The following is a 17,427-nucleotide window of genomic DNA, read 5'->3' on the forward strand; positions in this document are numbered from 1 at the left end:
CACCGCCGCGGTTCACTCCGGCTTGTGACGACGCCCCAGGAGGCTGTGGACGGCGTCCGGAACGGAGAGGCCCTCGTGGCAGACCCGGTGGACCGCATCGGTGAGCGGCATCTCCACGTCGTAGGCCTCCGCGAGAGCTCGAATGGATGTGCACGACTTCACACCCTCGGCCACCTGACCGTGCGCCGCTTCCTGCGCACTCTCCAGCGAGCCACCCGACCCCAGCCGCTCGCCGAACGTGCGATTACGCGAGAGCGGGGACGAGCACGTGGCGACGAGGTCACCCACCCCGGCGAGACCGGCGAGCGTCGACGGGTTGGCGCCGAGCGCGACACCGAGACGGGTCACCTCGGCGAGACCGCGGGTGATGATGCTGGCGACCGAGTTCTCCCCGAAACCGATACCCGCCGCCATGCCGCACGCGAGGGCGATGACGTTCTTGCACGCACCGCCGATCTCGCACCCGATGACGTCGGAGTTCGTGTACGGGCGGAAGTAGCTGGTGGCACACGCCGACTGGAGCGCGATCGCGCGATTGGAGTCCGGGCACGCGATGACCGTCGCGGTGGGTTGCTCGGCGGCGATCTCCTTGGCGAGGTTCGGTCCCGACAACGTGCCGACGCGACTCGGGTCCGCACCGGTGACCTGACAGATCACCTGCGACATGCGCATGAGGGTCCCCGTCTCGATGCCCTTGGCGAGCGAGAGCAGGGTGACGTCCGACCCCATCAGCGGTGCCCATTCCGCCAGGTTGGCGCGCAAGGCCTGCGAGGGCACCGCGAGGACGACCGTGCAGGCCCCGTCCAACGCCTTCGCGGCGTCGTGAGTCGCTCGAATGGCCGACGGCAGTGCGACTCCCGGAAGGTAGTCGTCGTTCCGGTGGTTCTCCTGGATGGACGTCGCGAGTTCCTCTCGACGCGCCCACATGGTCACGTCGGTGCCCGCGTCGGCGAGCACCTTCGCGAACGCGGTTCCCCACGAACCGGAACCGAGCACCGCTGCCTTGACCATGACCCAGCCTTTCCTCGATCGACACGAGGCCGTCGCCCGCTCGGCAGCCCTGGCGGCTCACAGTAGCGATGTCGGAGGCCTGCCGAACGAAGTCGGCGGTAATGACTGCTGGCAGGATCGACAGTCATGAGCACGCCCAGTCGACCTCCGACCGACACCGCCCCACGGCGCGGTGTCCATCTCGTGCTCGCGGTGAAGAACCTCGTCGACGCGAAGAGCCGACTGTCCACGACCTTCCCCGGCGACGAACGCGCCGAACTCGTGCTGGCGATGTTGCGCGACACCGCGTCGGCCGCCGCAGCGGCGGACGTCGTCACCGGATGGTCGGTCGTCACGCCGGACTCTCGCGTCGCGAGCGTCGCCGTCGCCCTCGGCGGACACACGGTGTCCGAACCCGAGTCGGGTGCCGCCACCACCGTGGAGCGACTCAACCGCGCCCTGTCCGCAGCGGACGACGCGATCAGTGACGCCCACGGCGGCGACGTGATCGCCCTGCAGGCCGACCTCCCCGCCCTGCGCACCGCGGAACTGGTCGCGGCCTACGCCGCCGCTCCCCCGGACACCCGCTCGGTGGTGATCGATCACACCGGAACCGGAACGTCGGCCCTGATCGTGCGGGGTCGCCCCCGGCGCCTCGAACCACGGTTCGGTCCGGACTCGGCCTCGCGCCACGTCGATTCCGGGGCGTTCCCTCTCCGCGGCACCTGGCCGGGTCTGCGTCTGGACGTGGACACGGCGGACGACGTCCGCGCCGCCCTCGACCTGGGGGTGGGGCCGCACACCGCCGCGCTGCTCGCCGAGCTCGGCTGGACCGCCGCGCGCTGACACGGCCGGGCGATGCCCGTCGCGAATTCGCACGCGGTCGACTACTCGCGCACGGCCCGCGTGAGGGATGATCGACGCGTGACCAACGAGGCGACCGAAAGCACGACCGACGCCCCTTCCCGTTCCGGGGCCCCCACGAGTTCCGCAGCACCCGGTGACGCCGTCGACGGTGAGTGGAGCGCGCCGCTGGCCAGCCGCGCACCCTCCGCACCCACGGCACCGCCGGCCGCGACATCGGACACCGCGGTGCCGGTGGACCTGCTCCCGGAGGACCGCTATCTCAACCGCGAGTTGAGCTGGCTCGACTTCAACTCACGGGTGCTGGCACTCGCGGAGGACTCGTCGCTTCCGCTGCTCGAGCGGGCGAAGTTCCTCGCCATCTTCGCCAGCAACCTCGACGAGTTCTACATGGTGCGGGTGGCCGGCCTCAAGCGCCGCGACGAGACCGGCCTGTCCGTCCGCTCCGCCGACGGACTCTCCCCCCGCGAGCAGCTGGCATTGATCGCCCGGCGCACCCAGGAGATCGCCGACCGTCACGCCCGCACCTTCATCGACCGCATCCTGCCGGAGCTGGCGAACGAGGGGATCTCGGTCATCCGGTGGTCGGAGGTCACCTCCGACGAGCGAACCCGTCTGACACGGTATTTCACCGAGCAGGTGTTCCCCGTCCTCACCCCGCTGGCCGTGGATCCCGCCCACCCGTTCCCGTACATCTCCGGACTGAGCCTCAATCTCGCTGTGACGGTGAAGGACTCGACCACGGGCGGCGAGCACTTCGCCAGGGTGAAGGTCCCGGACAACGTCGATCGGTTCGTGCAGTTGCACCGAGGCGACGTCGGCGCCGTGCCCGCGTTCCTTCCCATGGAAGAGCTCATCGCGGCGCATCTCGACGTTCTGTTCCCGGGACTCCAGATCGTCGAGCACCACGCCTTCCGCATTACGCGCAACGCCGATTTCGAGGTGGAGGAGGATCGGGACGAGGACCTCCTGCAGGCCCTCGAGCGCGAACTCGCGCGCCGCCGTTTCGGATCGCCCGTGCGCCTCGAGGTCGCGGACGACATGACCGACCACATGCTCAGCCTGTTGCTGCGCGAGTTGGACGTCGATCCCGGCGATGTCATCCAGGTGCCGGGACTGCTCGATCTGTCGTGCCTCATGCAGCTCTACGGCGTCGACAAGCCCGTCCTGAAGGACGCACCGTTCGTGCCGGCGACGCACCCCGCCTTCGGAGAGCGCGAGACGCCCAAGTCGATCTTCTCCACGCTGCGCGACGGGGACGTGCTGCTGCATCACCCGTACGACTCGTTCTCCACCAGCGTGCAGCGCTTCATCGAGCAGGCGGCAGCCGATCCGCACGTGCTCGCCATCAAGCAGACCCTCTATCGGACGTCGGGCGACTCCCCCATCGTCAACGCGCTGATCGCCGCGGCAGAGGCCGGCAAGCAGGTCGTGACTCTCGTGGAGATCAAGGCGCGCTTCGACGAACAGGCCAACATCGCCTGGGCACGCAAACTTGAGCAGGCCGGCGTGCACGTGGTCTACGGGTTGGTCGGCCTGAAGACCCACTGCAAGACGTGCCTCGTCGTCCGCCGCGAAGGCGACACCATTCGCCGGTACTGCCACATCGGCACCGGCAACTACAACCCCAAGACCGCCCGACTCTACGAGGACGTGGGTCTCATCACGGCCGCCGACGAGATCGGCGCCGACCTCACCGACCTGTTCAACTCGCTCACCGGTTACTCGCGCAAGGAGCAGTACCGGAACCTCCTCGTCGCGCCGTTCGGTGTGCGGGCGGGAATCGTCGAGCGCATCGAGGCCGAGGTGCGGGCGCACAAGGACGGCGCGAAAGCCCGAATCCGCCTGAAGGCCAACGCACTCGTCGACGAGCAGGTGATCGACGCGCTGTACTGGGCGTCCACCGAGGGCGTCCAGGTCGAGGTGGTCGTGCGCGGTATCTGCGCTCTCAAGCCGGGCGTACCCGGTCTCAGCGAGAACATTCAGGTGCGGTCGATTCTCGGACGGTTCCTCGAACACTCGCGTGTGTTGCACTTCGAGGCGATCGACGAGTTCTGGATCGGCAGCGCGGACATGATGCACCGCAACCTCGATCGACGCGTGGAGGTCATGGCTCAGGTGAAGGACCCGAAGCTGTCCGGTCAGCTGAACTCGATGCTCGACTCGGCCATGGACGTCACGACCCGCTGCTGGGTACTGCAGTCCGACGGCGCCTGGACGGCGTCCCCCGCGAGCGGCGAGACGGTGCGGGATCACCAGGTGTCCCTCATGCGCCAGCGTCGCTACACCGGATCGTGAGGTGGGTCGATGACCAGCTCACGCGCATCGAAGACGCCTGATCCGGTCCTGGCCGCGGGTGCGGTGCTGTGGCGTCCGGGCCCCGAGGGCGACGAGCCGATGGTGGCGCTGGTGCATCGACCGCGCTACGACGACTGGTCCCTTCCGAAGGGCAAGGTCGAGGCCGACGAGGTACCCGCTGTCGCCGCCGTCCGAGAAGTGTGGGAGGAGACCGGTTTCCGGTGCGTTCTCGGACACGGTCTCGGAACCACCACCTACCCGCTCCCGCGCTCGAAGAAGATCAAGCAGGTGGACTACTGGGCCGCTCGAGTCGTGGACGGCGAGTTCGCCGTCAACGACGAGGTCGACGAACTGCGGTGGCTCACACCCGCCGAGGCTCGTGATCTCGCGACCTACGAGGCGGACCGGGACGTCGTCGGCCGTTTCGCGCAGCACCCGGTCCCGACGAGTACGGCTGTGCTGGTGCGCCATGCGCGGGCGGGGAGCAAGGCTCGCTACAAGGGGGACGACGCCGAACGGCCTCTCGACAGCGTCGGGGTCCGCCAGGCGGCCGCACTGGTTCCTCTGATCCAGGCCTACGGCGGCACCGACGGATTCACCGCCGAGCGTGCTCGGTGCGTCCAGACCATCGCGCCGTGGGCCGAGTCCGTCGGAGTCGATCTGGCCCTGGAGCCCACGCTGACCGAGGAGGGGTACGCGCAGGATCCCGACAAGGGACGTCAGCGCGCACGCGAGATCATCGCCTCGACGTCCGGCGTCCCGGTGATCTGCAGTCAGGGCAAGGTGATTCCGAACCTGATGGAGTGGTGGGCCGAGAGCGACGGCGTCGAACTCTCCCGCACCCGATCACGCAAGGCCAGCGTCTGGGTGCTCAGCTTCGTCGGTGGTGTGCTGGTGGCAGCGGACTACACCGATTCGCCACTCCCGCGTAGCCGGCACGACTGAACTGCCGGTACGGCCGACACGAACACGAAGGAGCCCCGGACCGATGGTCCGGGGCTCCTTCGTGCCGAACGGGAACGTTACTTGCGTGCAGTACGTTTCGCCGGCGCCTTCTTGGCGGGCGCCTTCTTCGCGGGCGCGGCCTTCTTGGCCGGGGTGGTCTTCTTGGCTGCGGTCTTGGCCGGTGCCTTCGTCGCCGTGGTCTTCTTCGCGGCGGCCGTGGTGGTCTTCTTGGCTGCCGTCTTGGCGGGTGCCTTTGTGGCGGTGGTCTTCTTGGCCGCCGTCTTGGCCGGTGCCTTGGTGGCCGTGGTCTTCTTCGCCGCCGTCTTGGCCGGTGCCTTGGTGGCCGTGGTCTTCTTCGCCGCCGTCTTGGCGGGAGCCTTGGTCGCCGCCTTCGCGGGAGCCTTGGCCGCGGTCTTCTTCGCCGCTGCCGTCTTCTTCGCTGCCGCAGTCTTCTTCGCGGGGGCTGCGGAGGCGCCACGCTTCACGGCGGGGCCCGTGGCGGACAGCTTCTGGCCACCGGCGATGACGGCCTTGAACTGAGCACCGGGACGGAACGCGGGAACGGACGTCGGCTTGACCTTGACGGTCTCGCCGGTGCGCGGGTTACGAGCGACGCGGGCCGCACGGCGACGCTGCTCGAAGACACCGAAGCCGGTGATGGTGACCGACTCGCCGCGGTGCACGGCGCGCACGATGATGTCGACGATGTTCTCGACAGCGTCCGTGGCGCTCCGGCGATCCGCGCCTGTCTTCTCGGTCAGGGCGTCGATCAGTTCTGCCTTGTTCATCGGTGATTCCTCCGCATACTGATTGGCCCGTCGTCGGACCGACTGAGTACCACGGTAAACCGGAAATGCGCACGAGTCCACGAGCCACGCCAAAACAGTCTGTTCGGCTGTAATCGTCGCAGCCACAATGAGTGTCGCGGGAAGGACCTTTTCGGCCCGGAATCACCGAGCCTGATCGGGCGCCGGAAGTGTCTTCGGCTTCCATTCCGGACGCGACTTCTCGAACTCGGAAATGGCCTCTACCTGGCGTAACGTCAGCGCGACGTCGTCCAGCCCCTCCAGCAGACGCCACCTCGTGTAGTCGTCAATATCGAAGCGCACCACCAGTGTTCCGGCGCTGATCGTCTTCGTCTCGAGGTCGACGGTGAGTTCCGTCCCGGGGCGCTCGTCGAGCAATTTCCACAGCAGTTCCACATCAGATTGCTCGACAACGGCGGCCAGCAGACCCGCCTTTCCGGCGTTTCCGCGGAAGATGTCGGCGAATCTGGACGCGATCACGGCCCGGAATCCGTAGTCCGAGAGTGCCCACACGGCGTGCTCCCGAGAGGACCCGGTGCCGAAATCGGGTCCGGCGACGAGAACCGAACCCTTGTCGAACGGCGGGGCGTTGAGGACGAAACCGGGATCGGTGCGCCACCCCGCGAAGAGCCCGTCCTCGAAACCCGTTCGGGTCACGCGCTTGAGGTACACGGCGGGGATGATCTGGTCGGTGTCGACGTTGCTGCGGCGCAGCGGGACACCGATTCCGGTGTGCGTGGTGAACGATTCCATGACGAGCTCCTGACGGGGCGTACGAGGGACGGGGCGGACGGATTCTCGGTCGACTCAGCCGAGATCGCCGGGAGCCGACAGCCGTCCACGCACCGCGGTGGCGGCGGCGACGGCCGGCGAGACGAGGTGCGTACGGCCGCCCTTGCCCTGACGCCCTTCGAAGTTGCGGTTCGACGTCGAGGCCGATCGCTCACCCGGAGCGAGCTGATCGGGATTCATGCCGAGACACATCGAGCACCCCGCCTGGCGCCATTCCGCCCCTGCGGCAGTGAAGATCGCGCCCAGTCCCTCGTCCTCGGCCTGTGCGCGCACGCGCATCGAGCCGGGAACGACGAGCATCCGCACACCGTCGGCAACGGTACGGCCGTCCAAGATCTTCGCTGCCACACGGAGATCCTCGATCCGACCGTTGGTGCAGGACCCCAGGAAGACGGTGTCGACCGCGATGTCGCGCAACGGCGTGCCCGGCTCGAGACCCATGTAGGTGAGCGCCTTCTCGGCGGACTGACTCTCGCCCTCGTCGAGGATCTCGGCCGGATCGGGTACCGACGCACTGAGGGGGGCGCCCTGGCCCGGGTTGGTGCCCCACGTGACGAACGGAGTCAGCGCCGACCCGTCGATCCGCACTGCCTTGTCGAAGACGGCACCGTCGTCGGTGACGAGCGTGGACCAGTCGGCGACGGCCTGCTCCCACAGCTCACCGGAGGGAGCGTGCGGCCGACCCTTGATGTACTCGAACGTGATCTCGTCGGGGGCGATCATGCCCGCGCGCGCGCCCGCCTCGATGGACATGTTGCAGATGGTCATCCGCGCTTCCATCGACATCTTCCGGATGGCCTCGCCGCGGTACTCGATGACGTAGCCCTGCCCACCGCCCGTACCGATCTGTGCGATGACCGCCAGGATCAGGTCCTTGCTGCCGACGTCGTCACCGAGCTCGCCGTCCACCGTGACCGACATGGTCTTGAAGGGGCGCAACGACAGTGTCTGGGTCGCCAGCACGTGCTCGACCTCACTGGTGCCGATGCCCATCGCGAGGGCGCCGAACGCGCCGTGCGTCGAGGTGTGGCTGTCCCCGCACACGACAGTGGTTCCCGGCTGCGTCAGACCGAGCTGGGGCCCGATGATGTGCACGATGCCCTGCTCGATGTCGCCCATCGAATGCAGGCGGATGCCGAACTCCTCGCAGTTGCGCCGCAGGGTGTCCACCTGCGTCCGGGAGACGAGATCCGCGATCGGCTGGTCGATGTCGACCGTCGGGACGTTGTGGTCCTCCGTCGCGATCGTCAGATCGGGCCGGCGCACGGGCCGACCGGCCAGACGCAGTCCGTCGAACGCCTGCGGGCTGGTGACCTCGTGCACGAGGTGGAGATCGATGTAGACGAGATCCGGCTTGGTCGCGTCACCCTCACCACCGCCGCGAACGACGACGTGCTGATCCCAGACCTTCTCCGCCAGGGTCTTCGCTGCCATGACTCCACCTTTCGACCGACGACGATCACCATCTCACGTTGTGAGACGCTAGTATCGCTACATGGGACAGCATAGCGGCATCGGCGTTCTGGACAAAGCAATGAGCGTTCTGCAGGCTGCGTCACTCGAACCGTGCAGCCTCGCCGACCTGTGTTCCGCCACCGGACTCCCCCGCGCCACCGCGCATCGGCTCGCCATCGGACTCGAGACGCACCGCATGCTGAGCCGTGACGCCGACGGACTGTGGCGACCGGGGCCGGCGCTCGCCGAACTCGCGCACACCGCCGAGGACCCCCTTCTCGACGCCGCGGCCACGGTGCTGCCACGGCTGCGCGAGATCACCGGGGAGAGCGTGCAGGTCTACCGCATCGACGGCACGGTGCGCGTGTGCGTGGCCTCCATGGAACCTCCCACCGGGCTGCGCGACACCGTGCTCGTCGGCGCCCGCCTCCCCCTCACCGCCGGCTCCGGCGCCAAGGTGCTGTTGGCGTGGGCCGACCCCGCACTACAGCGCAGCGTCCTCCCCGACGCCGCCTTCGGTGAGCGGGTGCTCGCCGAGGTACGCAAGCGCGGCTGGGCGCAGAGCGCCGCCGAGCGCGAGCCCGGCGTCGCCAGCGTCGCCGCACCGATCCGCGGACGCGACGACCGCGTGGTCGCCGCGATCTCCGTGTCCGGCCCGATCGACCGCATGGGGCGCCGCCCCGGAGCGCGCTGGGCCGCCGACCTTCTCGCGGCCGCGGACGCCGTGCAGAAACGCCTCTGAGGCGGAGCGTCTCTGTCGGGCTACCGGAACTCGTGCACCGTCGGCTGCGGCGTGGACAGCCAGTTCCTCACGTTGCCCCGGTGCAGGCGCAGCACACCGCCCACCATGCCCACCGCGGACTTGGCGAGGTACTTGCGGTTGCCCATCATCGCGATGGCCGTTGCTCGGCCGAAGTGGTTGATGAACGCGCGCTCGGTGACATAACTGCCGAATCCTTCTGCTGCAGCACGGATGCAGAAGTCGACGTCCGCACCCCACCCCGTGGACCCGAAATTGCGTTCGTCGTATCCGCCGAGCGCAAGCCAGGTGTCCTTGGTGATGGTCATGGCGGTTCCGTCCACGGCGTAGCACGTGCGGTACCTGTCGACCGGAACGTAATCCTCGGCCGGCCCGGAGTACGTCGTCTTCATGTCTCGGTGGCCGTACGCGTCGTCGTAGACGGGCACGACGATGCCTGCATCGGTCGGCAGTTGCGGATCGGTCACCGCGTCGAGGAACCCGCGGGACAATCGCGTGTCGTTGTTCAGCGTCATCGCATGGGTGTGGCCGTCGCTGAATGCGATGCGGAACCCGAGGTTCGATCCGCCGGCCCAGCCGAGATTGCGGCCGGGCGTGACGACGCGCTCGTCGGCGAGCGGGACGTAGTCACCGCGGTTGTCGATGATCACGAAGGTGGCGTTCTCGCGTCGCAGATCCTGGACCACAGCGTGGGTGTAGTCGATCTGGCCGTAGACGGGAACAGCGATGAGTAGTGAGGACACCCAGTGAACCTACGACACACCGACACGGCCTCACCACCGGAGCGTGAGGGCACAGCTTCCCCGGAAACGACTCGAGGACCACCGCATCGCGGTGGTCCTCGACTGTTGTAGCCCCGACGGGATTCGAACCCGCGCTACCGCCTTGAGAGGGCGGCGTCCTAGGCCGCTAGACGACGGGGCCAGGATCTTCATCTGTGAATCAGGTGGAGCAACCGGACGAGCATAACCGGCCGAGAGCATCCGACGAAATCGGGTGTTTCTCTGCTGGGGTACCAGGACTCGAACCTAGAATGGCGGTACCAGAAACCGCTGTGTTGCCAATTACACCATACCCCAATGGCCTGGTCCGGCCGCGTTCTCCGGGCCGTTTCGAGCCGTGGAGAACACTACCAAACACCATCCCGCATTCACCAAATCAGCTGGTCAGCGGGCTGAGTCGGTCGACTGCGACCCGTCGGGCTCGCCGAAGGTGACCTCGATCTCCTCGAAACCCTTGCTTCGCTGCGCCTCCGCCTGTGCCGTGTACGCGTCTCGATCACCGTCGGTCAGTTCGACGTTGTCCGTGAACGGGGTGAGCAGAGCGCGCGGGTGCAACCTGTCGGTCCGCACGACGTTCACCTCGATGCACAGCACCAACACCAGCGAGGAGATGTAGAGAAACGCGAGCAGCCCGAGGACGATCGCGAATACACCGTTGGTGGTGTCCGCACCGCCGACGACGCGTTGGACGTACAGCCCACCGAAGGACTGCAGGGCCTGCCACAGCAGCGCGCCGATGACGGCTCCGGGAAGCACGTCGCGCACGCTCACCGCACGCGTGGTCCCGAGCCGGAACGCCACGACGAACGTGGCGGTGTTGAGCACGATCGCCGCGATCGTGACGAGCACCTGTGCGACCGTGCCGAAGAAGCCCGCCGCGTTGAAACCGTTCAGGACCGTGACGCCGATGACGGCCGTCCCGACGGTCAGCAGCAGGCCGAAGCCGCGCACCCGCGCCCGGACGGGATCGGGGCGATCGTTCTTCGGGACGGACCAGGCGACGTTCATCGCGTTCTGTGCGGCCACCGCCACACCCAGGCCGCCGTAGAGCGATCCCAGGACACCGATGACGATGGCCCCGGTCCCCCCGCTCAGCCCTTCCGGTTGGCCGAGTTGTTCACCGATCAAGGGGATCTGGCTCATGGCCGAATCGATGATCCGTTGCTGCAGTTCGGGATCACCGGCCAGGACGATGCCCAGGACGGTGGAGAACAGCAGCAGCAACGGGAACAGCGAGATGAAACCGAAGTAGGCGATGAGCGCTGCCAGGTAGCCACCCTGGTCGTCGAAGAACTTGTAGAACACGGCCAACGGGAATCCCATGGCGGGATGCCGCTGCTGAAATCTGTCGATCCGATCGGTGAAGCTCATCACCGCACCCTTTCGCCCGAACTGCCCCGAGTCACCTCAGACGATCGACGCACGGGCCGACCGCAATCGGGCCAGCGTCAGCTCCCGGCCCAGCAGCACCATCGACTCGTACAGCGGTGGGCTGATGTGGGAACCGGTCACCGCCACGCGCACCGGCGCGAACGCCTTACGCGGCTTCAGCTCCATCTCGTCGATCAGCGCGACCTTGAGAGCCGACTCCAAGGCCTCCGCAGTCCACTCCGGTGCGCCCTCGACCGCGCTCACCGTCGCGTCCAGAACGGGTGCCGCGTCGGCGCCCAGATTCTTGGCTGCCGATGCCGGATCGACCGTGAACTCGTCGGCGGGGGCAAGCAGGAACTTCAGCAGTCCCCAGGCGTCGGACAGCACGACGATGCGCGTCTGCACCAGTTCCGCGGCCTCGGCGAACGCTGCGTCCGACACCCCGATCGGATGGCCGTGCGTCTCGAGATACGCCCGCAGGCGCGCGGCGAAGTCGGCCGGCTCGAGCAACCGGATGTGTTCGGCGTTGATGGCGTCGGCCTTCTTCTGATCGAAGCGGGCCGGATTCGAGTTGACCGTCGAGATGTCGAAGGCACCCACCATCTCGTCGAGCGAGAACACGTCCCGGTCCTCAGAGAATCCCCACCCGAGGAGAGCCAGGTAGTTCAGCAGGCCTTCGGGGACGAACCCGCGCTCCCGGTGCAGGAAGAGATCGGCCTCGGGGTCGCGCTTCGACAACTTCTTGTTGCCCTGCCCCATCACGAACGGGAGGTGCCCGAACTGCGGAATGCGTTCTGCCACACCGATGCGCACGAGGGCTTCGTACAGCGCGATCTGACGCGGGGTCGAGGACAGCAGGTCCTCACCGCGCAGGACGTGCGTGATCTTCATCAGCGCGTCGTCCACGGGGTTCACCAACGTGTACAGCGGGACACCGTTGCCGCGCGTGAGCGCGAAGTCGGGGACCGTGCCGGCGCGGAACGTCGTCTCGCCGCGCACGAGGTCGTTCCACGACAGATCGTGATCGGGCATACGCAACCGGACGACGGGCTTGCGTCCCTCGGCGCGGAAGGCCTCCCGCTGTTCGTCGGTCAGCGTGCGGTCGTGATTGTCGAAGCCCAACTTCGGATCCCGGCCGGCCGCGAGATGCCGCGCCTCCACCTCCTCCGGTGTGGAGAAGCTCTCGTACGCCTCCCCCGCGTCGACGAGCTGCTGCACCACGGCGAGGTGCTGATCGCGGCGCAACGACTGCCGGTACGGCTCGTACGGCCCACCGACCTCGGGACCCTCGTCCCAGTCGAGTCCGAGCCACCGCAGCGCGTCGAGCAGCGCCTGGTACGACTCCTCGGAATCACGTGCGGCGTCGGTGTCCTCGATGCGGAACACGAATGCGCCGCCGTGATGGCGGGCGAACGCCCAGTTGAACAGCGCCGTGCGCACCAGCCCGACGTGCGGGGTTCCGGTGGGCGACGGGCAGAACCGGACGCGGACGTCGGATGCGGGAACGCTCGCGGCGGTCACTTGTCCACCACCGGATTGGTCAGCGTGCCGATGCCCTCGATCTCGACGGACACGCTCTCGCCCGCCACGATCGGCCCCACGCCTTCCGGGGTGCCGGTCAGGATGACGTCGCCGGGAAGCAGCGTCATCACCGACGAGATCCACTCGATGATCTTCGGCACGTCGTGCAGCAGGAGCGACGTACGGCTGTTCTGCTTCACCGCGCCGTCCACCGTGGTGGTCAGAGCGAGATCCGAGGCGTCGAGCGAGGTCTCGATCCACGGGCCGAGTGGGCAGAAGGTGTCGTAACCCTTGGCGCGGGTCCACTGACCGTCGTGGCGCTGGTTGTCGCGGGCCGTGACGTCGTTCGCAACGGTGTAGCCGAGCACCACGTCGAGAGCGCGTGCTGCCGGGACGTCCTTGCACGGACGGCCGATGACCACCGCGAGCTCACCTTCGAAGTGGACCTCGGACGACGTCGGCGGACGCACGATGTTCGCACCGGGTCCGACGATGGACGTGTTGGGCTTGATGAAGATGACCGGGTCCTCGGGTGCGTCCGAGCCCATCTCCGCGGCGTGCGCCGCGTAGTTCTTGCCGATGCAGATCACCTTGCTGGCCAGAATGGGCGCCAGCAGGCGGACATCGGCCAGGGACCAGCTCCGGCCGGTGAAGGTGGGTGTGCCGAAGGGATGTTCCGCGATCTCTCGCGCCGTCCTCTCGTCTCCGTCGCCTTCGATGGCGACGAATGCAACACCGTCGGGACTCGCTACTCGACCAAGACGCATGGCGGAAGTCTATCGAGCGGCGTCGAGCGGACACCGGCGGGCGACGAACGACGATCACGTACGGGGTAGCATCGGCGACCGGGAGTTCAACAGGCGAGAATGTTATCCCATATAGTGAGAACGGAGCCGGTATGAGTCGCGCCCAGCGCTACACCACGTCCACGGCGGGTCGGTGGGCGATGCTCGTGATCGGCATGCTCGCGACGGCCTCCACGGCACTGCTTCTCAACGGCGCCGCCTTCCTCATCCCCGCACTTCGGGATCAGCGCGGACTCTCGCTCGCGTCGGCGGGTCTGGTCGTGGCGATGCCGACGGCCGGCATCGTCCTGACTCTGTTCGCGTGGGGCGCCGTCGTCGACCGCGTGGGCGAACGGCGATCCCTGATCGCTGGTTCCGTGCTGACGTCGATGGCCGCCTTCTGCGCCGCCGCGACGGAGTCCACGGTGGCGCTGGCCGTCTTCCTGCTGCTCGGCGGCATGGCCGCCGCCAGCGTGAACTCCGCCACCGGACGCGTGGTGGTGGGGTGGTTCCCTCCCCACCGCCGCGGCCTGGCGATGGGAATCCGGCAGATGTCACTCCCTCTCGGAGTCGCGCTGTCCGCGTTGCTGATTCCCGGTATCGCCCGCGATCACGGAGTGGGAACCGCGATGCTCCTTCCCGCGGTCGCGTCCGCCCTCTCCGCTCTCGCCTGCCTCGTCGGTGTGTTCGATCCGCCGCGGCCCTCCCGATCGGCCGCCTCGAGTGCCGATCTCCTCGCCAACCCCTACCGCGGGCGTCGCGATCTCTGGCGCATACACGGTGCGTCGGTCGCGCTGGTGGTGCCGCAGTACGTGGTGTGGACGTTCGCCCTCGTCTGGCTCGTGGACCAACGGGCCTGGTCCCCGGAGGCCGCCGGTGTCCTGATCACCGTCTCGCAGATTCTCGGAGCGGGAGGACGCATCGCCGCCGGCGCAGTGTCGGACCGGGTGGGCAGCAGACTCGGACCGATGCGGTGGGTCGCCGTCGGCGTCGTGGCCGTGATGGCCGCGCTGGCGATCGCGGACGCCGCCGGCCTCGCGGTATCGGTGGTGATACTCGTGGTCGCGTCGGTGGCGACGGTGTCACCCAACGGGCTCGCATTCACCGCCGTGGCCGAGCGGGCGGGTCCGTTCTGGAGCGGGCGAGCACTCGGCGCGCAGAACACCAGTCAGTTCATCGCCGCGTCGGCGGTTCCCCCGGTGTTCGGCGCCCTGATCACGCACACGTCGTACGCGGTGGCGTTCGGGGTGTCCGCGGCGATCGCGCTTCTCGCGGTACCGACCATTCCGCGAGAAGCGCGAGACCGACTACACCAGTGAGGCGATCCGATCGCCGATCGTCGCGGTCGTGCCCGGGTCCCCGGCGGTGCGCGTCGCCAGGTCCTGCGCGACGGCGGACTCGACGCGCGCCGCCGCCTCGGTCTCGCCGAGATGTGCGAGGAGGAGCGACACCGACAGGATGGCGGCCGTCGGATCGGCGATTCCCTTGCCGGCGATGTCCGGCGCACTGCCGTGCACGGGCTCGAACATGCTCGGATTCGTCCGCGTCGCATCGATGTTCGCGCTCGCGGCCAGACCGATACCACCGGCGACCGCGGCCGCGAGATCGGTGATGATGTCGCCGAAGAGATTGTCGGTGACGATCACGTCGAAGCGGCCCGGGTCGGTCACCAGGTGGATCGTCGCCGCGTCGATGTGCTGGTACGCCACCTCGACGTCGGGGAACTCTGCGGCGACCTCGTCGACCGTCCGCTTCCACAGCGATCCCGCGAACCCCAGCACGTTCGTCTTGTGCAGCAGGGTCAGGTGCCTGCGACGACCCATCGCTCGCGCGAAGCCGTCACGGACCACGCGCTCCACACCGAACCGCGTGTTGAGGCTGACCTCGGTGGCGACCTCGTGCGGAGTGCCGACGCGGATGGTGCCGCCGTTGCCCGTGTACGGGCCCTCGGTGCCCTCCCGCACGACGACGATGTCGACCGGCTTGTTGCCCGCCAACGGACCGACGACACCCGGGTACAGCTTGGACGGGCGCAGGTTGATGTGGTGATCCAGCGCGAATCGCGCGGTCAGCAACAATCCGCGCTCGAGCACACCGCTGGGCACCGACGGATCACCGATGGCGCCGAGCAGGATGGCGTCGTGGCCGCGGAGCTCCTCGAGAACCGACGGCGGCAGGATCTCCCCCGTCGCGTGATAGCGCCGTGCACCCAGGTCGTACTCCGTGGTCTCCGCACCGGGCGCGACCACCTCGAGCACCTTGAGCGCCTCGGCCACCACCTCCGGTCCGATGCCGTCTCCGGCCACGACACCCAGCTTCATCGAAGTCCCCTCGTTCGGCGTCGACATCAGGACAGGTCGACCAGCTCGATGGTCGTCGCGCCCACGGAGGCGGCGATGGCGTCCCGAACGTCCTGCGCCACATCTCGATCGACGCGCAGCAGGATGGTGGCGCCACCGCCCTCCGCGTCCTGGCTGAGTGCCGCGGCGGCGATGTCGACACCGGCGTCGCCCAGGGCGGTGCCGATGCGTCCGAGCGAGCCGGGACGGTCGTCGTACGTCACGATGAGGTTCTTGCCCTCGGCGCGCAGATCGAAGTTGCGGCCGTTGATGTTGACGATCTTCTCCACGTGCTGGGGACCGGTGAGGGTGCCCGCGACGTTGACGACGGTCCCGTCGCCGTAGACCGCTCGGACGTCGACGACGCTCCGGTGGTTGGGGCTCTCGCTGGCCTTGGTCACGTCGGCCGTGACACCACGCTCCTCGGCGAGCGACGGTGCGTTGACGAAGGTGACCGCGTCCTCGATGACGGCGGAGAACAGTCCCCGCAGCGCCGACAGCTTGAGGATGTCGACGTCCTCGGACGCCAGCTCACCGCGCACGTCGACGGACAGCGACGTCGGGAGCTCGTCCGACAGGGCACCCAGCAGGACGCCCTGCTTGCGCACGATGTCGAGCCACGGCGCGACCTCCTCGCCGACGGCACCGCCGGAGACGTTCACCGCGTCGGGCACGAACTCGCCGGCGAGGGCGAGCAGGACGGACTTGGCGACGTCGGTGCCGGCGCGGTCCTGGGCCTCGGTGGTCGAGGCACCGAGGTGCGGGGTGACGACGACCTGCGGGAGCTCGAACAGCGGGCTGTCGGTGCAGGGCTCGCTCGCGTAGACGTCGATACCCGCGGCGAAGACGTGGCCGCTGGTGATCGCGTCGGCGAGAGCCTGCTCGTCGACCAGTCCACCGCGGGCGGCGTTGACGACGATGACGCCCTTCTTGGTCCGGGCGAGCGCCTCCTTGCCGATCAGACCCTTGGTCTCGGGGGTCTTCGGCAGGTGTACGGAGAACATGTCGGCACGCTCGAGAAGCTCGTCGAGGCTGACCAGCTCGATACCGAGCTGCGCGGCACGAGCCGGCGAGACGTAGGGGTCGTACGCGATGATGTGCGTCTCGAACGCGGCGAGACGCTGCGCGAAGAGCTGACCGATACGGCCGAGCCCGACCACGCCGACGGTCTTGCCGAAGATCTCGACGCCGTTGAACTTGCTGCGCTTCCACTCGTGCTGACGCAGTGTGGCGTCGGCGGCGGGGATCTGGCGAGCAGCCGAGAGCAGGAGCGTCACCGCGTGCTCGGCGGCGGTGTGGATGTTGGACGTGGGGGCGTTGACGACGAGCACGCCGCGCTCGGTGGCTGCGGGGACGTCGACGTTGTCCAGGCCGACGCCGGCGCGGGCGACGATCTTGAGCTTGGTTCCGGCAGCGAGCACCTCGGCATCGACCGTGGTCGCGGAGCGGACCAGGATGGCGTCGGCATCGGGGACCGCGGCGAGGAGGGCCGGACGATCCGGACCGTCCACCCACCGGACCTCGACTCCGTCGCCGAGAGCCTCGACGGTGGACTGCGCAAGTTTGTCGGCGATGAGGACGACGGGGCGGCCTGGCTGGCTCACGTGGAGAACTCCCTGATCAGGTGACGGAGAAGAGGTGTGGTTCCGGATTCGTGCGGGCGTCAGCCTAGTGGCCGAGCCGCGACCCGACGCAGGGCACCCGAGGTCGAGGAACTCG

At 68.1% G+C, this 17,427-nt stretch carries 15 protein-coding genes and 2 tRNA genes; 5 read left to right on the plus strand and 12 right to left on the minus strand.

Features of this window, described 5'->3' with window-relative positions; translation table 11 throughout:
• Positions 1-12 precede the first annotated feature (12 nt).
• Positions 13-1,011, minus strand: coding sequence for an NAD(P)H-dependent glycerol-3-phosphate dehydrogenase (locus HQ308_RS02905; RefSeq protein WP_222645373.1), 999 nt, complete (start codon positions 1,009-1,011; stop codon positions 13-15).
• Between the two features lie 126 nt (positions 1,012-1,137).
• Here HQ308_RS02905 and cofC point away from each other — a divergent pair, with 126 nt between their 5' ends.
• The 3 genes from cofC (at position 1,138) to HQ308_RS02920 (ending at position 5,097) form a co-directional block, all read left to right on the plus strand.
• Positions 1,138-1,836, plus strand: a complete 699-nt coding sequence (gene cofC / locus HQ308_RS02910; protein WP_027507000.1) for a 2-phospho-L-lactate guanylyltransferase — start codon at positions 1,138-1,140, stop codon at positions 1,834-1,836.
• Positions 1,837-2,022: 186 nt separating this feature from the next.
• Positions 2,023-4,152 (plus strand): RNA degradosome polyphosphate kinase, encoded by a 2,130-nt coding sequence (locus HQ308_RS02915; RefSeq protein ID WP_231476464.1) that lies wholly within the window; start codon positions 2,023-2,025, stop codon positions 4,150-4,152.
• Between the two features lie 9 nt (positions 4,153-4,161).
• Positions 4,162-5,097 (plus strand): NUDIX hydrolase, encoded by a 936-nt coding sequence (locus HQ308_RS02920; RefSeq protein ID WP_222645374.1) that lies wholly within the window; start codon positions 4,162-4,164, stop codon positions 5,095-5,097.
• A 77-nt stretch (positions 5,098-5,174) separates the two neighbouring features.
• On the opposite strand, the gene HQ308_RS02925 is transcribed toward HQ308_RS02920, so the two are convergent.
• The 3 genes from HQ308_RS02925 to leuC all read right to left on the minus strand — a co-directional run bounded on the left by HQ308_RS02925 (position 5,175) and on the right by leuC (position 8,129).
• Complete coding sequence (locus HQ308_RS02925) at positions 5,175-5,885, minus strand: HU family DNA-binding protein (protein WP_027507003.1); 711 nt, start codon at positions 5,883-5,885, stop codon at positions 5,175-5,177.
• A gap of 162 nt (positions 5,886-6,047) precedes the next feature.
• Positions 6,048-6,656 carry a 3-isopropylmalate dehydratase small subunit gene (gene leuD / locus HQ308_RS02930; protein ID WP_222645375.1) on the minus strand — a complete coding sequence of 203 codons (609 nt, stop codon included), beginning with the start codon at positions 6,654-6,656 and terminating at the stop codon, positions 6,048-6,050.
• Between the two features lie 54 nt (positions 6,657-6,710).
• Entirely contained in the window at positions 6,711-8,129 is a 1,419-nt protein-coding gene (gene leuC, locus HQ308_RS02935; protein ID WP_222645376.1) for a 3-isopropylmalate dehydratase large subunit, read from the minus strand.
• Between the two features lie 61 nt (positions 8,130-8,190).
• On the opposite strand from leuC, the gene HQ308_RS02940 reads away from it, so the two are divergent.
• Positions 8,191-8,892, plus strand: a complete 702-nt coding sequence (locus HQ308_RS02940) for an IclR family transcriptional regulator (RefSeq protein WP_027507006.1) — start codon at positions 8,191-8,193, stop codon at positions 8,890-8,892.
• A 20-nt stretch (positions 8,893-8,912) separates the two neighbouring features.
• On the opposite strand, the gene HQ308_RS02945 is transcribed toward HQ308_RS02940, so the two are convergent.
• The 6 genes from HQ308_RS02945 to HQ308_RS02970 form a co-directional block, all read right to left on the minus strand.
• Entirely contained in the window at positions 8,913-9,653 is a 741-nt protein-coding gene (locus HQ308_RS02945; RefSeq protein ID WP_222645377.1) for a glycosyltransferase family 2 protein, read from the minus strand.
• Between the two features lie 108 nt (positions 9,654-9,761).
• A tRNA-Glu gene (locus tag HQ308_RS02950) sits at positions 9,762-9,834 on the minus strand.
• Positions 9,835-9,917: 83 nt separating this feature from the next.
• Positions 9,918-9,989: transfer RNA gene (locus HQ308_RS02955), tRNA-Gln, on the minus strand.
• An 87-nt stretch (positions 9,990-10,076) separates the two neighbouring features.
• Positions 10,077-11,063, minus strand: a complete 987-nt coding sequence (locus HQ308_RS02960; protein ID WP_037187043.1) for a YihY/virulence factor BrkB family protein — start codon at positions 11,061-11,063, stop codon at positions 10,077-10,079.
• 36 nt (positions 11,064-11,099) lie between these two features.
• Complete coding sequence (gene gltX / locus HQ308_RS02965) at positions 11,100-12,584, minus strand: glutamate--tRNA ligase (RefSeq protein ID WP_027507009.1); 1,485 nt, start codon at positions 12,582-12,584, stop codon at positions 11,100-11,102.
• Positions 12,581-13,351 (minus strand): fumarylacetoacetate hydrolase family protein, encoded by a 771-nt coding sequence (locus tag HQ308_RS02970; protein ID WP_027507010.1) that lies wholly within the window; start codon positions 13,349-13,351, stop codon positions 12,581-12,583. The genes gltX and HQ308_RS02970 overlap by 4 nt, the downstream gene beginning before the upstream one ends.
• A 131-nt stretch (positions 13,352-13,482) precedes the next feature.
• On the opposite strand from HQ308_RS02970, the gene HQ308_RS02975 reads away from it, so the two are divergent.
• Complete coding sequence (locus HQ308_RS02975; protein WP_222645378.1) at positions 13,483-14,688, plus strand: MFS transporter; 1,206 nt, start codon at positions 13,483-13,485, stop codon at positions 14,686-14,688.
• Here HQ308_RS02975 and HQ308_RS02980 read toward each other — a convergent pair.
• The gene (locus HQ308_RS02980) at positions 14,677-15,690 is read right to left on the minus strand and encodes a 3-isopropylmalate dehydrogenase (protein ID WP_222645379.1); all 1,014 of its coding nucleotides are present in this window, start codon (positions 15,688-15,690) and stop codon (positions 14,677-14,679) included. The genes HQ308_RS02975 and HQ308_RS02980 overlap by 12 nt on opposite strands.
• Before the next feature lie 26 nt (positions 15,691-15,716).
• The gene (gene serA / locus HQ308_RS02985; RefSeq protein ID WP_056445463.1) at positions 15,717-17,312 is read right to left on the minus strand and encodes a phosphoglycerate dehydrogenase; all 1,596 of its coding nucleotides are present in this window, start codon (positions 17,310-17,312) and stop codon (positions 15,717-15,719) included.
• Positions 17,313-17,427: the final 115 nt, after the last annotated feature.

The organism is Rhodococcus sp. BP-241, assembly GCF_019836145.1.
Lineage (GTDB): Bacteria > Actinomycetota > Actinomycetes > Mycobacteriales > Mycobacteriaceae > Rhodococcoides.